Origin of the sequence: Chitinophaga niabensis, from assembly GCF_900129465.1 — a bacterium.
In the GTDB taxonomy this organism is placed as follows: domain Bacteria; phylum Bacteroidota; class Bacteroidia; order Chitinophagales; family Chitinophagaceae; genus Chitinophaga; species Chitinophaga niabensis.
This window is the reverse complement of sequence record NZ_FSRA01000001.1, coordinates 3,387,037-3,403,001: the sequence shown is the minus strand read 5'-3', so window position 1 is coordinate 3,403,001 and position 15,965 is coordinate 3,387,037. Positions and strand designations below refer to the sequence as shown.

16 protein-coding genes and 2 tRNA genes are annotated in these 15,965 nt (G+C 45.5%); 14 read left to right on the top strand and 4 right to left on the bottom strand.

All coding sequences use genetic code 11. From position 1 onward, the window contains the following. Positions 1-60 precede the first annotated feature (60 nt). The 4 genes from BUR42_RS13445 (at position 61) to BUR42_RS13430 (ending at position 3,023) form a co-directional block, all read left to right on the top strand. Positions 61-489, top strand: a complete 429-nt coding sequence (locus BUR42_RS13445) for an FKBP-type peptidyl-prolyl cis-trans isomerase (protein WP_074239726.1) — start codon at positions 61-63, stop codon at positions 487-489. Positions 490-557: 68 nt separating this feature from the next. After that, positions 558-1,805: a peptidase T gene (pepT, locus tag BUR42_RS13440; protein WP_074239725.1), complete on the top strand. Its 1,248-nt coding sequence runs from the start codon at positions 558-560 to the stop codon at positions 1,803-1,805. Positions 1,806-1,879: 74 nt separating this feature from the next. Next, the gene (locus BUR42_RS13435; RefSeq protein WP_074239724.1) at positions 1,880-2,596 is read left to right on the top strand and encodes a MotA/TolQ/ExbB proton channel family protein; all 717 of its coding nucleotides are present in this window, start codon (positions 1,880-1,882) and stop codon (positions 2,594-2,596) included. A 10-nt stretch (positions 2,597-2,606) separates the two neighbouring features. Beyond that, the gene (locus BUR42_RS13430) at positions 2,607-3,023 is read left to right on the top strand and encodes an ExbD/TolR family protein (protein ID WP_074239723.1); all 417 of its coding nucleotides are present in this window, start codon (positions 2,607-2,609) and stop codon (positions 3,021-3,023) included. 71 nt (positions 3,024-3,094) lie between these two features. On the opposite strand, the gene prmC is transcribed toward BUR42_RS13430, so the two are convergent. Beyond that, positions 3,095-3,949, bottom strand: a complete 855-nt coding sequence (gene prmC / locus BUR42_RS13425) for a peptide chain release factor N(5)-glutamine methyltransferase (protein ID WP_074239722.1) — start codon at positions 3,947-3,949, stop codon at positions 3,095-3,097. Positions 3,950-4,021: 72 nt separating this feature from the next. Here prmC and ribD point away from each other — a divergent pair, with 72 nt between their 5' ends. Then, positions 4,022-5,032 carry a bifunctional diaminohydroxyphosphoribosylaminopyrimidine deaminase/5-amino-6-(5-phosphoribosylamino)uracil reductase RibD gene (gene ribD, locus BUR42_RS13420; protein ID WP_084185551.1) on the top strand — a complete coding sequence of 337 codons (1,011 nt, stop codon included), beginning with the start codon at positions 4,022-4,024 and terminating at the stop codon, positions 5,030-5,032. Positions 5,033-5,035: 3 nt separating this feature from the next. After that, on the top strand, positions 5,036-5,632 hold the full coding sequence (locus tag BUR42_RS13415; protein WP_074239721.1) for an IMPACT family protein: 597 nt from the start codon (positions 5,036-5,038) through the stop codon (positions 5,630-5,632). Here the strand turns inward: BUR42_RS13415 and BUR42_RS13410 are convergent. Beyond that, on the bottom strand, positions 5,627-6,859 hold the full coding sequence (locus BUR42_RS13410; RefSeq protein WP_074239720.1) for a DUF6786 family protein: 1,233 nt from the start codon (positions 6,857-6,859) through the stop codon (positions 5,627-5,629). The two genes, BUR42_RS13415 and BUR42_RS13410, sit on opposite strands and share 6 nt — an antisense overlap. Positions 6,860-7,055: 196 nt before the next feature. Here BUR42_RS13410 and BUR42_RS13405 point away from each other — a divergent pair, with 196 nt between their 5' ends. The 4 genes from BUR42_RS13405 (at position 7,056) to BUR42_RS13390 (ending at position 10,719) form a co-directional block, all read left to right on the top strand. Further along, entirely contained in the window at positions 7,056-8,282 is a 1,227-nt protein-coding gene (locus BUR42_RS13405; RefSeq protein ID WP_074239719.1) for an MFS transporter, read from the top strand. A 1-nt stretch (position 8,283) separates the two neighbouring features. Beyond that, positions 8,284-9,666: an FAD-dependent oxidoreductase gene (locus BUR42_RS13400; protein ID WP_074239718.1), complete on the top strand. Its 1,383-nt coding sequence runs from the start codon at positions 8,284-8,286 to the stop codon at positions 9,664-9,666. 3 nt (positions 9,667-9,669) lie between these two features. Continuing rightward, positions 9,670-10,569 carry an endonuclease/exonuclease/phosphatase family protein gene (locus tag BUR42_RS13395; protein WP_074239717.1) on the top strand — a complete coding sequence of 300 codons (900 nt, stop codon included), beginning with the start codon at positions 9,670-9,672 and terminating at the stop codon, positions 10,567-10,569. A gap of 77 nt (positions 10,570-10,646) precedes the next feature. Then, positions 10,647-10,719 (top strand) — tRNA-Gly (locus BUR42_RS13390). Positions 10,720-10,891: 172 nt separating this feature from the next. Here BUR42_RS13390 and BUR42_RS13385 read toward each other — a convergent pair. Further along, positions 10,892-11,089, bottom strand: a complete 198-nt coding sequence (locus BUR42_RS13385; protein ID WP_074239716.1) for a hypothetical protein — start codon at positions 11,087-11,089, stop codon at positions 10,892-10,894. A 129-nt stretch (positions 11,090-11,218) separates the two neighbouring features. Next, positions 11,219-12,256, bottom strand: a complete 1,038-nt coding sequence (locus BUR42_RS13380; protein WP_074239715.1) for a glycosyltransferase family 2 protein — start codon at positions 12,254-12,256, stop codon at positions 11,219-11,221. A 126-nt stretch (positions 12,257-12,382) separates the two neighbouring features. Between BUR42_RS13380 and BUR42_RS13375 the strand changes: the two genes are divergently transcribed. The 4 genes from BUR42_RS13375 to BUR42_RS13360 all read left to right on the top strand — a co-directional run bounded on the left by BUR42_RS13375 (position 12,383) and on the right by BUR42_RS13360 (position 15,903). Further along, positions 12,383-13,525, top strand: coding sequence for a sensor histidine kinase (locus BUR42_RS13375; protein WP_074239714.1), 1,143 nt, complete (start codon positions 12,383-12,385; stop codon positions 13,523-13,525). Between the two features lie 54 nt (positions 13,526-13,579). Continuing rightward, positions 13,580-13,663 (top strand) — tRNA-Leu (locus BUR42_RS13370). A 297-nt stretch (positions 13,664-13,960) separates the two neighbouring features. After that, positions 13,961-15,220 (top strand): DUF2130 domain-containing protein, encoded by a 1,260-nt coding sequence (locus BUR42_RS13365; protein WP_234979672.1) that lies wholly within the window; start codon positions 13,961-13,963, stop codon positions 15,218-15,220. Positions 15,221-15,282: 62 nt separating this feature from the next. Then, positions 15,283-15,903, top strand: coding sequence for an HAD family hydrolase (locus BUR42_RS13360; RefSeq protein WP_074239712.1), 621 nt, complete (start codon positions 15,283-15,285; stop codon positions 15,901-15,903). The last annotated feature ends 62 nt before the right edge of the window (positions 15,904-15,965 follow it).

Here is a 15,965-nt window from a genome sequence, read left to right as displayed (position 1 = left end):
CAGAAATCAAAAACAAAATCTGTACCTTCACACCCTATTGTATCATTTTAAATTATTTATATGCAACAAGTAAAGACCGGTGATACCGTTCGGGTGCACTATCACGGCCGTTTAGAGAATGGTGACACCTTTGATAAATCCGAAGGGAAAGCTCCCTTGGAATTCAAAGTGGGAACCGGTTCTGTGATCAAAGGTTTCGATAACGGAGTTCTGGATATGAAAGTGGGGGAGAAAAAGACCCTGAACATCCCTGTAGAAGAAGCATATGGCCCCAAGAGCGATGAGTTGATCATGGAGTTCCCCAAGGCTAATATTCCTGCTGATCTGAATCCCGAAGTAGGCATGGAATTACAAATGAGCAATCCTCAGGGCCAGGTGTTCCCTGTAAGAGTGGCTGCCGTTGGAGCAGAGTTTATCACACTGGATGCTAACCATCCGCTGGCTGGTGAACCACTGATCTTCGATATTGAACTGGTAGAGATCGTTTAATATAGAAATTTTTGTGAAATATAGGGAAAGGCTGTCTGCAAGACAGCCTTTTTTAATAGGTTTGCCCAATGGATAAAAATTATGCTTATTCGGTAACAGAACGCTTCCTGCGTTATGTTCAGATAGACACGCAGTCAGATCCGCTCAGCACCACATTCCCTTCCACAGCAAAGCAGAAAGACCTGGCAAAGCTGCTGGTAAATGAATTACTGGAGATAGGTATCACAGATGCGGTAACAGACGAATTCGGATATGTGTATGCTACGATCCCCGCTACTACTACAAAAGAGGTGCCCGTGATCTGCCTTTGCGCACACATGGATACCGCCCCTGATTGCAGCGGTACCAATGTGAAACCAATTGTGCACAAGGCCTACAATGGGGAGGACATTATCCTGCCGGATGATACCACACAGGTGATCCGCACAAAAGATCATCCATATCTCCAGGGGAAAATAGGAGACGATATTATCACCGCCAGCGGCAATACCTTGCTGGGCGCGGATAATAAAGCAGGCGTGGCAGAGATCATGGATGCCGCATCTTATCTCCTACAGCATCCCGAAATAAAACATGGAAAGATCCGCATCCTCTTCACGCCGGATGAAGAAGTAGGCCGTGGTGTACAACATGTGAACATGGAACAGCTGGGCGCACGGTTTGGTTACACCATGGATGGCGGAGAATTGGGATCACTGGAAGATGAGACCTTTGCTGCAGATGGAGTGAAGATCAGTATCCAGGGTGTGAGTGTACATCCTGGTACAGCAAAAGGCAAACTGGTGAGCGCCATCAAAGTAGCGGCGGAAATAGTGAGCGCATTGCCAAAAGATATCCTCTCTCCCGAAACCACAGAAGACCGCCAGGGGTTTATTCATCCCGTACGTATAGAAGGCATGGTGGAAAAAGCAGAAATAGAATTCATCATCCGGGATTTTACCGCAGCAGAACTGGAAGGGCATGAATTTTACCTGCGTAAGATCATGGAAAGCACGGTAGCCCGCCATCCCGGCGCCACAGCCACTATGAAGGTCACAGAGCAATACCGTAATATGAAAGAGGTGTTGGATAAACATCCGCAGGTAGTGGCCAATGCTGAGGAAGCTATCAAACGCGCAGGCATCAAACTGGAAAGAATGAGCATCCGCGGCGGTACCGATGGTTCCCGCTTGTCGTTTATGGGCCTGCCCTGCCCCAATATCTTTACAGGAGAAATGGCCCTGCACAGCAAACAGGAGTATGTAAGCGTGCAGGATATGCAGAAAGCAGTGAACACCATTATCGAGCTTGTACAGGTCTGGGAAGAGAGAAGTTGATAATAAATTACGTCTAAATCCGTTTTTATTATTACTTTAACCCCTTATAGAACTCGAATGTTAAAATTAAATTCATGTTGCTAGGACTCGTTACGTTTATGCAGGACTCTCTTTTACTCCCCAAAGCGGACACTGTGGCCGCGGGTGTAAATGCAGCAGCTGCCACAGCTCAGGAGATCAGGTTATGGGATATGATCGTGAAAGGTGGACCCCTGATGATCCCATTGGGTATCCTTTCTGTAATTGCGGTATATGTATTCGTTGAAAGGTTCATCACCATTCAAAAGGCAGGAAAGTTAGAAGATAACTTTATGCCCATGATCCGTGATCACATCACCTCTGATAATATCAATGCCGCCCGTTCTTTATCCAAGAATACCAACAGCCCCATTGCACGGATGATCGATAAAGGCATCCAGCGCATTGGTAAACCTATCGACAATATTGAGAAATCAATGGAGAACGTAGGTAAGCTGGAAATATATAAAATGGAAAAGAACCTGGTGATCCTGGCCATCGTGGCAGGTATTGCTCCTATGTTCGGTTTCCTTGGTACCATCGCAGGGATGATCCAGACCTTCTTCAATATCTCCCAGACATCAGATATCACACTCAGCACTATCGCCGGTGGTATCTATGTGAAAATGGTTACCTCTGCCGCAGGTCTGATCATCGGGCTCGTTGCCTATATTGGTTACAGTTACCTGAATGCACAGATCGATAAAGTGATCAATAAAATGGAAGCCACCACCGGCGAGTTTATTGATCTAATGCAAACACCGACGAAATAAATTACGATATATGAATTTGCGGAGGCGTAAAAAAGGATCGGCAGAATTACATAGCGGAGCATTGAACGATATCCTGTTCATTCTCCTGTTGTTCTTTCTGATCGTGTCATCACTGGCCAATCCCAACGTTATCAAACTAATGTTGCCGAAGGCCAAAAGTAATACCAAAGCAAAGCAGACTGTTGTAGTGAGCATCGATGCACATCAGCAGTTTTTTGTGGGCACCAATAAAGTGAATTTTGAACAATTGAAGGAAACATTGGTTCCTAAGTTATCTCCCAACGAAGTAGATCCTACTATCGTGATCAATGCGGAAGAAACAGTACCTATCGGGGTAGTGGTGAGTGTGATGCAGATCGCCAGGGAATTGGGGGCTAAAACAGTATTGGGAACGGCCAACCCACAGAGCGCAGCAGCTAAAAAATAGAAGAAATAATTAAGGTAACTGCATCCTGCAAAAGGGTGCAGTTATTTTTTTTGCATGCGGAGTACTACCGCTTATTTTTTTACCGCCCTCACCATCCGGTCTTTCCCAAACATATCCTGTTTGAGTTTGGCCTCCCTAAAGCCTTCCTCCTCCAGCATTTCCACTACTTCTTTACCCAGCGCTTCGTTGATCTCGAAATACAATTTTCCGCCGTGTTCCAGCTTTTCTTTTGCCAGGCGGGCTATCCGCCGGTAAAATAATAAGGGATCATTATCGGGTACAAACAAAGCGATAGAAGGTTCAAAAGCTTCTACCTGCTCCTGCATATTCGCACGTTCGGATTCACGGATATAAGGAGGATTGCTGACGATGATGTTTAAAGATGGCAATACTTTTGATGCATCAGTAGCCAGCACATCCTGCGGAATAAAACGGATAGGCGTATGTTGCAGCCCTGCATTTTTAGTAGCGATGGCCAATGCGCTGGGGCTTACGTCCATGGCCCACATATCTGCTGCTGGCCACTGTTTTTTAAGGGCAATGGGAATGCAGCCACTGCCGGTGCCAATGTCCAGCAAACGCCAGGCGGGTTGGGCGGGATGGTCCAGCAGGATCCATTCTACCAGTTCTTCTGTTTCCGGACGGGGGATCAATACCTGTTCGTTCACCAGCAGCTCCATGCCATAGAACCAGCTTTTGCCAGTAATATGCTGCACAGGCCTGTGTTCCAGCAAAGCGGTCATTGCCTGCTGATATTGTGCCTCCTGGGGTGCAGAAAGGTCGCTGTCTTTATGGAAAACACGATCCAGTTTTCCTAATCCGGTAATATGTTCCATCACGAGATGCGCTATATTGGCGGCTTCCCGGTTATCGTACAATGGTGTAATCGCAGCCACTAGTCCGGCAAATGCAGTTTGAATCGTCATGATCTTTAGATATCAGCGGAAAATAGCCGCTGAAACGATATTTTTGCAAACATATATATTTCATAGGCATTCATGGTAAGTATTTCACACGAATTTTTTATGCAACGTTGTGTCGATCTGTCACAAACAGGTATGGGTGCTGTGGCTCCCAATCCTATGGTGGGATCTGTGCTCGTGCATGAAGGCAGGATCATTGGAGAAGGTTTTCATCGTGTATACGGGCAGGCACATGCAGAAGTGAATTGCATCAATAGCGTACCGGAGGAATTACAATCCCTGATCCCCAAAGCTACCATGTACGTGAGCCTGGAACCTTGCGCCCATCATGGTAAAACCCCTCCCTGCGCAGATCTGATCATTGCAAGAAAGATCCCAAAGGTAGTGGTGGGTTGCGTGGATACTTTTTCTGCAGTAGCAGGTAAAGGTATTCAACGCATGAAAGATGCTGGGATAGAAGTGATCACCGGTGTACTGGAAGAAGCCTGCAGAGCAGTGAACCGCCGCTTTTTTACTTTTCATGAAAAGAAAAGGCCTTACATCATTTTAAAGTGGGCGCAGTCTGCAGATGGTTTTATTGCTCCCCCGGATGGCCAGCCCGTAAGGATCTCCAATCCTTATACCGACCGGCTCGTACATCAATGGCGTACAAGGGAAATGGCCATTATGGTAGGTAAACATACTGCATTGAAAGATGATCCTAAGTTAACGGCACGTCTCTGGCCAGGCAGGCAACCATTGCGTATTGTGATCGACCGGCGTTTGGAGGTTCCGGGGCATTATCAGTTGCATAGTGAAGAAGCACCCACTATTTTTGTGTCAGAAGATACATTTGATTTCAGTAAGGATATTATTCCGCAACTCTTAACCCGCCTGCATGCAGATAATATTCAAAGTATGATCGTGGAAGGAGGCGCGCATTTATTACAGCAGTTTATAGATAACGTTTGGGACGAAGCCCGGGTGATCACCGGAAAACATGCACTGGGTGGTGGTTTGCCGGCACCGGTATTGCATAATGCATTATTGCAGGAAGAACTGGAAGTACAGGGAGATCTCATTTCCATGTATACTTCATCAACTTAAAAAATGGAAGTTTACTATACAATAGAAAAAACAGCAGTAGCGGAATTCAAGGATAAAGGAAGTAAATTCCTCGCATATGCCTACCCCGTTAAAACAACAGACCAGGTAAAAGAGTGCCTGCAGGAAGTAAAGAAAGAACATCCCAAAGCAACACATCATTGTTATGCCTACCGCTTAGGAACAGATGGCCTGCAATTCCGTGCAGTGGATGATGGAGAGCCTTCCGGTTCTGCCGGTAAACCCATCCTGGGGCAGATTGACAGTAAGCAGCTAACGGATGTAATGGTAGTAGTGGTTCGTTATTTTGGCGGAACATTACTCGGTGTGCCAGGCCTTATCAATGCATACAAGATGTCCTGCGCTATGGTGCTGCAGCTTATCCCGGCTGTGCAAAAGAATGTGGAGGCAAAATACCGCCTTGTATTTGATTATACGATCCTGAACGATGTGATGATGGTAGTGAAACAAAATAACTGCACCGTATTGAAACAGGATATCCAGCTCTTTTGCGAAATGGAGATAGGTATACCTAAGTCCAGCCGGGACCTTACCCTGCTGCGGTTAAAGGATATCTACAATCTTGAAATAAAAAACCTATAGTGCTTTTTTGATCTCCGCTAAAGTAACCCCGAATACTTTTTTTACAATAGGATCAAGGTGTTTATCATCCCCACTGAGATGAATGGTGCGGTGATAATGTTCCATACTGCCGCCAGGTTTTAATGCCGCGGCAGGAGAGGAGCTTTCCAGTTCATAGAAATTGCCCAGCTGTGGCTGGCCTTCAACAGGAGGCCCATCGTTATAGGCATTGATGGCGTCACCGTTGAAGGGGAATGACTGTATGCCCCAGGATGAATTCACATACCGTTGTGCAGTAGTGGGCAACGTGAATTGTACAATGGTCAGCAGCTTATGTACTGCATCATAACTCCCGAGGTAATTATAACCGGCATGCTGTTTCAACCCTATCTTACTACGGTACTTCCCGTCTGCTTTAAAGTACACGATCTTTTCGTTTGCCTGTAAACGCTCCTCCGGTACTTTCCCGAAATAATGATCATTTACGGTGCCACCATTACGCACTGGTATCATCACCGTATTTTTCTCAGCCGCTACGAACATACCCAGTATCCAGATAGATGGCATGCCATAAGCTGTATCCCATTTGTGGTGCCCTGTATTACTAATGGTATTGGCTGAATGAAAAGCCACTGCCTGCACATTTTTATGAAGGTCAACGCCAATGTAATTCCTTACATCCCTGCGCGCTATAAGTGTAATAGTACGGGTAGCTTTGATATCAAATACATGGCCTTTGTAATTGGTGAGTTGGATATCCCGCTCAAATGTAACAGTCCCCTTTGTTTTGGAGATCAGCTTAAATGGTTCCGTATCCAATGCTGCAGGTACCTGCCAGTGTGCAAGGTCAAATGTATCTCCCGGCGCAAAATAGAAACTGTTCTGACTGCCTTCCGGTCCCAGCCAGAATCTATCCTCCCCGCCATATGCATTAATATGAGGCTGTGTTTTCTTAGAAGCGATCAGGTCGTGGTTCAGCCAGCCAAGACTTCTTCCATCATTACCCGCAGCCGTACTGGTCATCACCCTTCCCTGCCAGGCCGGTACAATTGCAATCGCCGCTTTGCTGGTACTATCCGTTAATATCACCGTTTCCACATATTCTTTCAGGAATGCAACATCTGCCCCGAAATTATCGGGCCGGGTGATCGTTTCTTTCTTATCAGTCTGTTGTGTCTGCTCCTGTTGCTGAGTACGTTGGCCGCAGGCCATCAAAAACAGGGCGCCATAGAGGATGCATTTTCTCATGATATGGTAATGTCCGGCGGAATAATTCACAATGATAGAATTTAAATTCCAATTCAGGTAGCTGTTCCGGTACCCGGAACAGCATAAAATGAGTATAATTTTATTTAAAAATGTTTATTTTAGTTTTAATTTACTTTTATATTGTTTAATTTGGTCATTTAAGGCCTGATGGACAGAGATTAAACAAGGCTGCGTTATGACCTCTTTTTTAGTTCCACGAAGAAGGCGCTGGTTTATAATCTTCATTATATTCTTAGCGATCGTATTCAATTATTTCGACAGGCAGATCGTGTCTATACTCAAACCGGTCATTAAAGACGAGTATCATTTAGGCGATGAAGGTTATGCACTCATTCTGAATATATTCACGGTTTGTTATGCTATCATGTATCCCGTATCGGGCTGGCTGGTAGATAAGTTCGGCGCAAAGAAAGTGATGTTTGCGGGAATTATAGGATGGTCTGTTGCCTGTATTGGTGGCGGCATCTCCAGGACCTTTGGTCAGTTTACTTTTTTCCGCGGCCTGCTGGGCATGGCAGAACCCACCAATTTCCCCGCACAATTAAAAGTGATTGCAGTTTGGTTTCCCGGTAAGCTGAGGGCTACGGCTAACAGTTTATGTGTGGCCGGAAGTTCAATAGGCGCCATCATTGCACCACCTCTCGTAGCCTGGCTGGCTATTACCTATAACTGGCATACTGTTTTTATCGTAGCTGGTGTAACAGGTTTGATCATCGCGCTTTTGTGGATCATTATTTATAAAGCGCCGCCTCCCGGTGTAGCGTCTGCAGCAGTAGAAATAACAGCGTCAGCTTTCACCTGGAGACAGTTATGGACCAGGAAAAGTCTCTGGGGCATTTTACTGATCCGTTTGGTAAGTGATCCCGTTTGGTATTTCTGTCTTTTCTGGCTGCCGGGATATTTACAGGAAGAATCCGGACTATCCTTAGTACAGATGGGCATGTTCGGATGGATCCCATTTTTAGTGGCAGACCTTGGTGCCATTGGTACTTCCATATGGTCTGATGCAATGGTGAGGAAAGGGAAAGCACCATTAAAAGCACGTAAGATCATGTTGAGCAGTGTAGCTATTGTAGCACCGCTTTGCATGTTAACGCCTTACTTAAAACATCCCTTTGCCACCTTGCTCATCTTCAGTATTGTAGCTGTAGCCTGCTTAAGCTGGTTATTTACGATCAGCGTGGTAATTGCAGAAGCCTTTCCCGTAAAGAATGTAGCGAGTGTTTTAGGTATTGCAGGAGGTTTTGGTGCATTGGGTGCAGTGCTGTTTAATTATTTCACCGGTCAGTTCATGGGAACGATCGGTGCGGAAAAGGTCTTCATAGCTATGGCCTTCTTACATCCCATAGCCGTATTGATCCTGTGGACAATGGTAAAACAAGAGAAACCTAAAATATCATAGTATGGAAAATAAAACAATGATCACGGAACCGGCAAGAAGTTTGCCCGTACGTTTGGAAGTAGATGTATTAGTTGTAGGAGGAGGCCCCTCCGGCATCATTGCTGCACAAGCTGCTGCAGAAGATGGCTTAAGCGTAACGCTGATAGACAGCAGGAGCTTTGTAGGTGGCAACATGACCATCGGCTTACCCATACTCGGTTTCTTAGGTCAGAAAGGCAACCAGATCATTAAAGGCATTCCACAGAAGTTCATTGACAGACTGAAAGAAAAGAACGCCGCCAGCGAACACAGGCCCTGTCCCTTACACATGAGCCTCACACTCGTAGAACCGGAAGCTGTTAAAACAGTAGGATTACAAATGCTCGCAGAAAGCGGTGTGAATGTTTTGCTGTATGTGTTCTTTGCAGGTGTGATCATGGAAGGCAACCACCTGAAAGGGGTGATCATAGAAAGCAAATCCGGCCGCGAAGTGATCCTTGCAAAAACGATCATAGACTGTACCGGTGATGCGGATGTAGCTTACAGATCAGGTGTAACCTGCGAACAGGGAAATGAACAGGGCGGCGTACAACCTCCCACATTAATGTTCTGCCTCGGTGGTGTAGACACAGAAAAACTGCGCTTAAGCATTTCTGAAGAACCAAGAACATACCTCACAGATTTTATTCCCGCTGAATATTTCGGGCAGAACAACCAGTTCATCGTGGTTGGCCTGCGCTCTTTAATTCAGAAAGCACAAAGCGATGGGCTCTCCTTACCCACAGAACGCACCATTGTGATCACAGGTTTGAGAGAAGGAGAAGTATGGGTGAATATGACCCGCGTAAACGGAGTAGATGGTACAGACCCCGCCAGTCTTTCTTTTGGAGAAATGGAAGGAAGAAGGCAGATCAATGATATCCAGAAGTACCTGATCGAATACGTGCCCGGCTTTGAAAATGCTTATTTCACAAAAATGGCTCCCTTCATCGGTATCCGCGAAACACGTAGGATTGTAGGAAAGTATGTAATGACCGCACAGGATGTTTTAGGTTGCGCACGTTTTGATGATGCCATCGCCGTAGCAAGTTATCCTTTAGACCTGCATCATCCGCAAGGTGGTGGTTGTACATTGGAGTGGTGTGGTGATTGTTACGATATCCCTTACCGTTCGCTGATCCCGGAAAAAATAGAGAACCTGATCGTAGCCGGCAGATGTATTTCCACCACACACGAAGCTATGTCTGCTATTCGGGTAATGGCTCCCTGTATGGCCATGGGAGAGGCTGCAGGCAGAGCGGCAAAAATGGCGGTAAGAAAGAATATCCTGCCTTCCCAGGTAAATGTAGCTGCATTACAGGCTGAATTATTGGAGAAAGGCGCTTATCTGAATGCAAAGAATTAAAACATGTTATCAAGAAGGAATTTTATCAAAGGCATAGGAGTAGTGGCAGCTACTCCTTTAATAACAAATGCAAACATACCTGTAGCCAATGCTTCATCCCATAAGGTACTTACCTGTAATATCCGCGTTGATCTGCCGGAAGATGAACGGGCGGGCTTTGGATGGAAAGCACGAAAGGACCTCTGTGTAGCGGTAATAAAAAAACAGCAACCGGATATTATTTGCATGCAGGAAGTACTAAGAAACCAGAACGAAGACCTGAAGAAAGCATTTAAAGATTATTTCTCCTTTGGATTCGAAGGGCCTGAAATGGATGCTTTCAAAGAAGGTTATCACGGTATCGCTAAGAACCCGGTCTTCTTCTCTTTAAAAAGATATGAATTACTCGCCGCAGGAGGATATTGGTTATCCGAAACACCTTTGATAGCCGGTAGTTTATCGTGGGATACTGCCAGGGCCAGGCATGCAAACTGGGTGAGGCTGAAAGACAAACGCTCCGGCAAAGATTTCAGGGTAGTGAACCTTCATCTGGACCATAAAAGCCAACCAGCAAAAGAAGGGCAGATCAAAGTGATACTGGAAGAATCCGCACAATACGCATCGGACTATCCACAGGTCCTTACGGGAGACTTTAATGCCAGTGCTGTAAATCCTGTATACGAACTCGTTAAAGCAGGAGCGTGGAAGGATACCTATACCATGATCCACGGAGAAGCAGAACCGGGATATACCATACACGAATTCCAGGGAGAGCAGTACACTAAAAAAGATAAGGGTAAAAAGATAGACTTCATCTTTTTAAGAGGAAATGTAAAACCTGTAGCTGCAGCTATAATCAGGGACAGTGCGAACAACCGTTATCCAAGCGATCATTACTTTGTTTCGGCTGAAGTGATCATTTAATTTTCTTTCCTGAATTCGAAAAAATATTTGCAGGATTCAATCTGTTTCCTATTTTTGCAATCCCAAAACGGGAAAGCGCGGAAGTAGCTCATTTGGTAGAGCACGACCTTGCCAAGGTCGGGGTGGCCGGTTCGAGCCCGGTCTTCCGCTCAAAAACAAAAAGCCTGGTTGATCATCAACCGGGCTTTTTTATGCCTGGTAAGGCCATTCCTATACCTGAGATAGGCTTGACATAGGCTCAAGATAGGGTAATCCTATACCTGGGGGACATAAAAAAGCCGCACTCAGCGAGCGCGGCCTTCAGCATATCGTTCTAAAAGGATTATTTATACTTCGGTTCGTATAAGGAACTTTCATTTACCTGTACCTTAGGTTTACCTTTATAACGGTGTTGCCACAGCTTAAAGGAACCACCCACCAGAAAAGCCACAATACAGGCTAATTTTACATAAAACAGGAAACGGGAGGAAGACACCCAGTCACGGGTAAAATCATTCGTATTTTCAACTGTATGCTCCATATAGATTTTTTTCGTGTCACAAACTTACAAAGTAAATCCACAATGTCCAAATATGTAAATAAAATCTATCATTGTTGCCCGCTGAGAATCAGGCTGGATAAGGGGTGTACAATCACTGACTGATAAAAATCACTTTTTCAGCTGTGTCAGTTCATTGAATTTTTGCTTGTTGAGGAAGTAATAGCGCCAGATCATGATACCATGGAAAACACCTTTCAGATCGTAGAGCCTTTTACGCGGAAATACATCCTGCAGTTTCTTCTCTTCTGTACGGCGCCAGCGATAGTAATCCCGGTAAGCCCGGAAAATAGCCACCATGTCTCTCGGTTTACCGGAAACGAGGCTTTTAAAAGCCGCCAGGAGATCTAAAAAATGCCTTTGGGAAAGAATGATCCATTGCTCCTTAAAATGAAGGTTCTTGCAGAGCATGATCAGGTTATTGCGGAAGTTCAGGTACAGTTTACGGGGATTACCCTGGGGAAGGCTGCCTCCGCCTACATGGTAAACAACGGATTGCGGGCAGTAAGTGATCCGGTAACCGGCCCTTTGCAGTCTCCAGCAGAGGTCCACTTCCTCCATATGCGCAAAGAAATAAGGATCAAAACCACCCACTTCAAAGAAACATTTGGAACGGATGAAGAGTGCGGCGCCGGTAGCCCAGAAAATATCCTGTGGATCGTCGTACTGACCTTTATCCGTTTCAATGGTATAGAGGATCCTGCCACGGCAGAAAGTATAACCCAGGATGTCCATCCAGCCTCCGGCGGCCCCGGCATATTCAAAATCTTCACGGTCCTGGTACCCCCTGAGCTTAGGCTGGCAGGCTGCAATGAGAGGGTCCTGCTGCATTTGTGCTATTACAGGATTGATCCAGTCCGGTTCCACTTCCACATCCTGGTTGAGGAGTACAAAAATGTCTGCCTGCACATGTTTCAGGGCCTCGTTATACCCGCCTGCAAAACCTGCATTGCTGGCATTGCGAATGATCTTAACTTGCGGGAAATCAGCTGTTACATAAGCCAGGCTGTCGTCTGTAGAAGCATTATCCGCCACATAGATCTGCAGGTTATCATACCGGGATGCACAAACGGATGGCAGAAAGCGTTCCAGGAAAGCTTTTCCATTCCAGTTCAATATAACCACAGCTACCGAGGGCAATACCTGCAAAAGAGATCCGTTTAATCCGTGACAAAATATTTTTTAGCAGTTGCAAATATGCAACATTGCCTCCGAATATTATTAATTTAGTTGATAGTTAACAGTCGTTGATTGTGGCTTCACTTAAACAAACAGATGTTTAAACAGTACATAGGTTGGAAGTTTACGTTGATATCGGTGGCAGTGGTCATTATCGTGACCACCATCTGGTTCGTCAACAGCCTTACGGAAAAGATACAGCAGGAGGAAACGAAAAAAGTAGCCATCTGGGTAGAGGCCTACCGTGAACTGATACATTCTTCTGCGGACGCCAACCTCAACCTGATAGGGGAGATCGTTACCAACAATACCACCATACCCATGATCCTTACAGACGATCAGGGCAGGATCATAGATCAGAATAACTTTGATTCCTCTTTATTCATTGGCAAGCCTGGTTACCTGGAAGAACAGCTGGCCTCTTTCAAGAAACAGCATCCGCCTTTCATCTTAGGCGTAGATGCCAATTCTAACCAATATATTTATTACGGGGATTCCCTGATCCTCAAACAGATACGTTATTATCCCTACATCCAGTTACTGGTAGTGGCTTTGTTCATTGGTATTGTATTATTTGCATTGTCTTCTACCAACCGGGCTACGCAAAACCAGGTATGGGTGGGGATGGCAAAAGAAACGGCCCATCAGCTGGGTACCCCATTGTCTTCCATGGAGGCCTGGCTGGAGATCCTGAAGGAAAAGGAAGAAAGCGCCCCCCTTGCCAATGAACTGGCCAAAGATGTGAACCGCCTGAAACTGATCTCAGACAGGTTCTCGAAAATAGGCAGTGTACCCAACCTGGAAGAATGCAACCTGGTAGTTCAGATAGATAGTATGGTGAATTATATCAGGAAAAGGGCCCCGCAGAAAGTGACCATCACCCTGCAATCGGCAGAAAAAGAAGTGAGTGCTATGATCTCCCCGCCGTTGTTTGACTGGGTAGTGGAAAACCTGCTAAAGAACGCGCTGGATGCCATGGAAGGAAAAGGAAGCATTACTGTTGTAATAGAAAACCATCCCGCACATATAACAGTAGACGTAACAGATACCGGAAAAGGCATCCCGAAAGCCTTCCACGATAAAATTTTCAACCCCGGTTTCAGTACAAAAAAGAGGGGCTGGGGATTGGGCCTATCCCTTGCCAAACGGATCATTCAGGACTATCACAAAGGCCGTTTGTCTGTAAAATGGTCGGAGGTGAATAAGGGTACAACCTTCCGGATTTGGCTGCGAAAATGAAAATATATTTGCTTATATTTAAAAAGGCTTTATTTTTGCACACCTTATAACGCTGCGGAGGTGGCGAAATTGGTAGACGCGCTACTTTGAGGTGGTAGTGCCTGAAAGGGCTTGGGAGTTCGAATCTCCTCTTCCGCACAAAAGACAATGAGACCTGCACATCGTGCAGGTCTTTTCGTTTTAATAAAAAAAACTTGCCAGGAATAGCAAGTTCTTATGAACAAAAAACCATCATAAACACATCCCTCCAAAAATACATCCCACCATCCGCACACCGCTCAAAAAACACCAACACTTTCTCTTCTCAAACCAACAATTTCTCCGTATTCCGGATATTACGCTCCCCGCAAAAAATCGCCTACCTTTACATATCGCTTAATCATGTGAATTATGGGAACTTCGATCACTTGTCCTAGTTGTAAACACCAGTTTGTTATGGAAGATGCATTTGCCGCAGACATCGAGCGGGAAATGCGTGGTAAGATGGAAACAGAATGGCGTAAAAGAATGGAGTCGTTACAGGCACAAAAGAATGAAATGGAGCAACAGCGCCAGCAGATCCAGCTGGAACGGCAACAGGTATCGCAGGAAAAGCAGCAGCAGGAAGAAGAGCTGAACAAACGCCTGCAAGCTGAAAGGGCCAAACTCCAGGAACAACTCTCTGAAAATATACGCAAAGATGTGAGTGCGGACTTTGAGAACCAGCTCAGGCTCATGAAAGAAACGCAGCTGGAGAATGAAGAGAAACTGAAGGAAGCACGTGCAAAAGAACTGGAATTCCTGCGTAAAACACAGGAGCTCAATAACCGCGAACAGGAAATGGAGATCGATCTCCAGAAACGCCTGCTGCAGGAGCGTAGCCAGTTAATGGAACAGGTACGGAAAGAAGAAACAGAGCGCAACAGCTTAAAGGAAACAGAAAACCAGATGCGTACCAAAGAACTGGAAAAGCAGCTGGAAGACCAACGCAAACTGGTAGAAGAAATGCGCCGCAAAGCAGAACAAGGCTCCATGCAGTTACAGGGAGAAGTGCAGGAACTGGCGCTGGAAGAAATGCTGCGCACCCATTTCCCTTTCGACGCTATCTCTGAAGTAGGTAAAGGAGTAAGAGGTGCAGACTGTATCCAAACCGTACGGAACCAGTTTGGCCAGGAATGCGGAAAGATCATCTACGAAAGCAAACGCACCAAAGACTTTTCAAAGGAATGGCTCGAAAAGCTGAAATCAGATATGCGCAGCCAGGGAGCAGATATAGCCGTACTGGTAACGCAAACCATGCCGCGGGACATGGAGCGTTTCGGAGAAAAGGATGGCATATGGGTGTGTACTTTCCATGAAGTGAAAAGCCTCACCTTCGTATTGCGGGATGCCATCATGAGAGTATACAATGTTTCCAAGAACCATGAAAATAAGGGTGATAAAATGCACCTGCTCTATCATTACCTTACCAGTGGCGAGTTTGCAGAGCAATGGAGTGCCATCAGGGAAGGTTTCAGGGCTATGAGGACCAGCATCCAGAAGGAAAGGGAAGCCATGGAAAAACTCTGGAAAGCCCGGGAAAAACAGCTGGAGAAAGTATTGCTCAACGCCGCCCACATCAAAGGCTCCATTGAAGGCATTGCCGGCAGCGATTCTGTAGACCTTGAGCTACTGGACGATGCCACCGACGCCCTGCTTGCCGCAGGAGAAGAGTGATCTATGAAAATAATTCTATATAAATCCTTGCAAGGTTAATTTTAGCGTTATACATTTACTTCATGAAGAACCATGCCTACCATTCTGTCATTTTTGATCTGGGAGCTGTACTTGTTGATTGGAATCCGCGTTATTTATATAAGAAGATCTTCGCCACACCTGAAGAAGTAGAACATTTCCTGGAACACATCTGTACTTCCGACTGGAATGAAGCCCAGGATGAAGGCCGTACCCTCCAGGAAGGAACAGATCTGCTGGTAAGCCAATTCCCGGAACATGAAACTTCTATCCGCGCCTTTTACGGAAGATGGAAAGAAATGCTCGGTGGGCCCATCCCCGAAACCGTAAAGATCCTGCAGCAATTAAAAGAAAGTGGTCAGTATAAATTGTATGCCCTCACCAACTGGTCCAACGAAACTTTTCCCATCGCATTAATGGAATATAAATTCCTGCAATGGTTTGATGGCATCGTTGTTTCAGGTAAAGAAAAACTCCGCAAGCCCTCACATGATTTTTATCAGCTTTTGCTCGATCGCTATGAAGTGAACAAAGCAAATACTATTTTTATCGATGATAATTTACGCAATGTAAAAGCGGCTGAAGCATATGGAATTGAGAGTATCCATTTCCAATCACCTGCTCAGTTAGAAGAAGAACTCAAAAAACGTGGAATACTGAACTGATATAGTTATCATAATATACTACTGCAAAAAATAATATTCAAATTCGAGAATATATACTTTAA

Excerpts from the sequence above, each read along its gene's own strand:
- BUR42_RS13445 (WP_074239726.1), top strand. The coding sequence starts at position 61 with ATGCAACAAGTAAAGACCGGTGATACCGTTCGGGTGCACTATCACGGC.
- pepT (WP_074239725.1), top strand. The coding sequence starts at position 558 with ATGGATAAAAATTATGCTTATTCGGTAACAGAACGCTTCCTGCGTTAT.
- BUR42_RS13435 (WP_074239724.1), top strand. The coding sequence starts at position 1,880 with ATGTTGCTAGGACTCGTTACGTTTATGCAGGACTCTCTTTTACTCCCC.
- BUR42_RS13430 (WP_074239723.1), top strand. The coding sequence starts at position 2,607 with ATGAATTTGCGGAGGCGTAAAAAAGGATCGGCAGAATTACATAGCGGA.
- prmC (WP_074239722.1), bottom strand. The coding sequence starts at position 3,949 with ATGACGATTCAAACTGCATTTGCCGGACTAGTGGCTGCGATTACACCA.
- ribD (WP_084185551.1), top strand. The coding sequence starts at position 4,022 with ATGGTAAGTATTTCACACGAATTTTTTATGCAACGTTGTGTCGATCTG.
- BUR42_RS13415 (WP_074239721.1), top strand. The coding sequence starts at position 5,036 with ATGGAAGTTTACTATACAATAGAAAAAACAGCAGTAGCGGAATTCAAG.
- BUR42_RS13410 (WP_074239720.1), bottom strand. The coding sequence starts at position 6,859 with ATGAGAAAATGCATCCTCTATGGCGCCCTGTTTTTGATGGCCTGCGGC.
- BUR42_RS13405 (WP_074239719.1), top strand. The coding sequence starts at position 7,056 with ATGACCTCTTTTTTAGTTCCACGAAGAAGGCGCTGGTTTATAATCTTC.
- BUR42_RS13400 (WP_074239718.1), top strand. The coding sequence starts at position 8,284 with ATGGAAAATAAAACAATGATCACGGAACCGGCAAGAAGTTTGCCCGTA.
- BUR42_RS13395 (WP_074239717.1), top strand. The coding sequence starts at position 9,670 with ATGTTATCAAGAAGGAATTTTATCAAAGGCATAGGAGTAGTGGCAGCT.
- BUR42_RS13385 (WP_074239716.1), bottom strand. The coding sequence starts at position 11,089 with ATGGAGCATACAGTTGAAAATACGAATGATTTTACCCGTGACTGGGTG.
- BUR42_RS13375 (WP_074239714.1), top strand. The coding sequence starts at position 12,383 with ATGTTTAAACAGTACATAGGTTGGAAGTTTACGTTGATATCGGTGGCA.
- BUR42_RS13365 (WP_234979672.1), top strand. The coding sequence starts at position 13,961 with ATGGAAGATGCATTTGCCGCAGACATCGAGCGGGAAATGCGTGGTAAG.
- BUR42_RS13360 (WP_074239712.1), top strand. The coding sequence starts at position 15,283 with ATGAAGAACCATGCCTACCATTCTGTCATTTTTGATCTGGGAGCTGTA.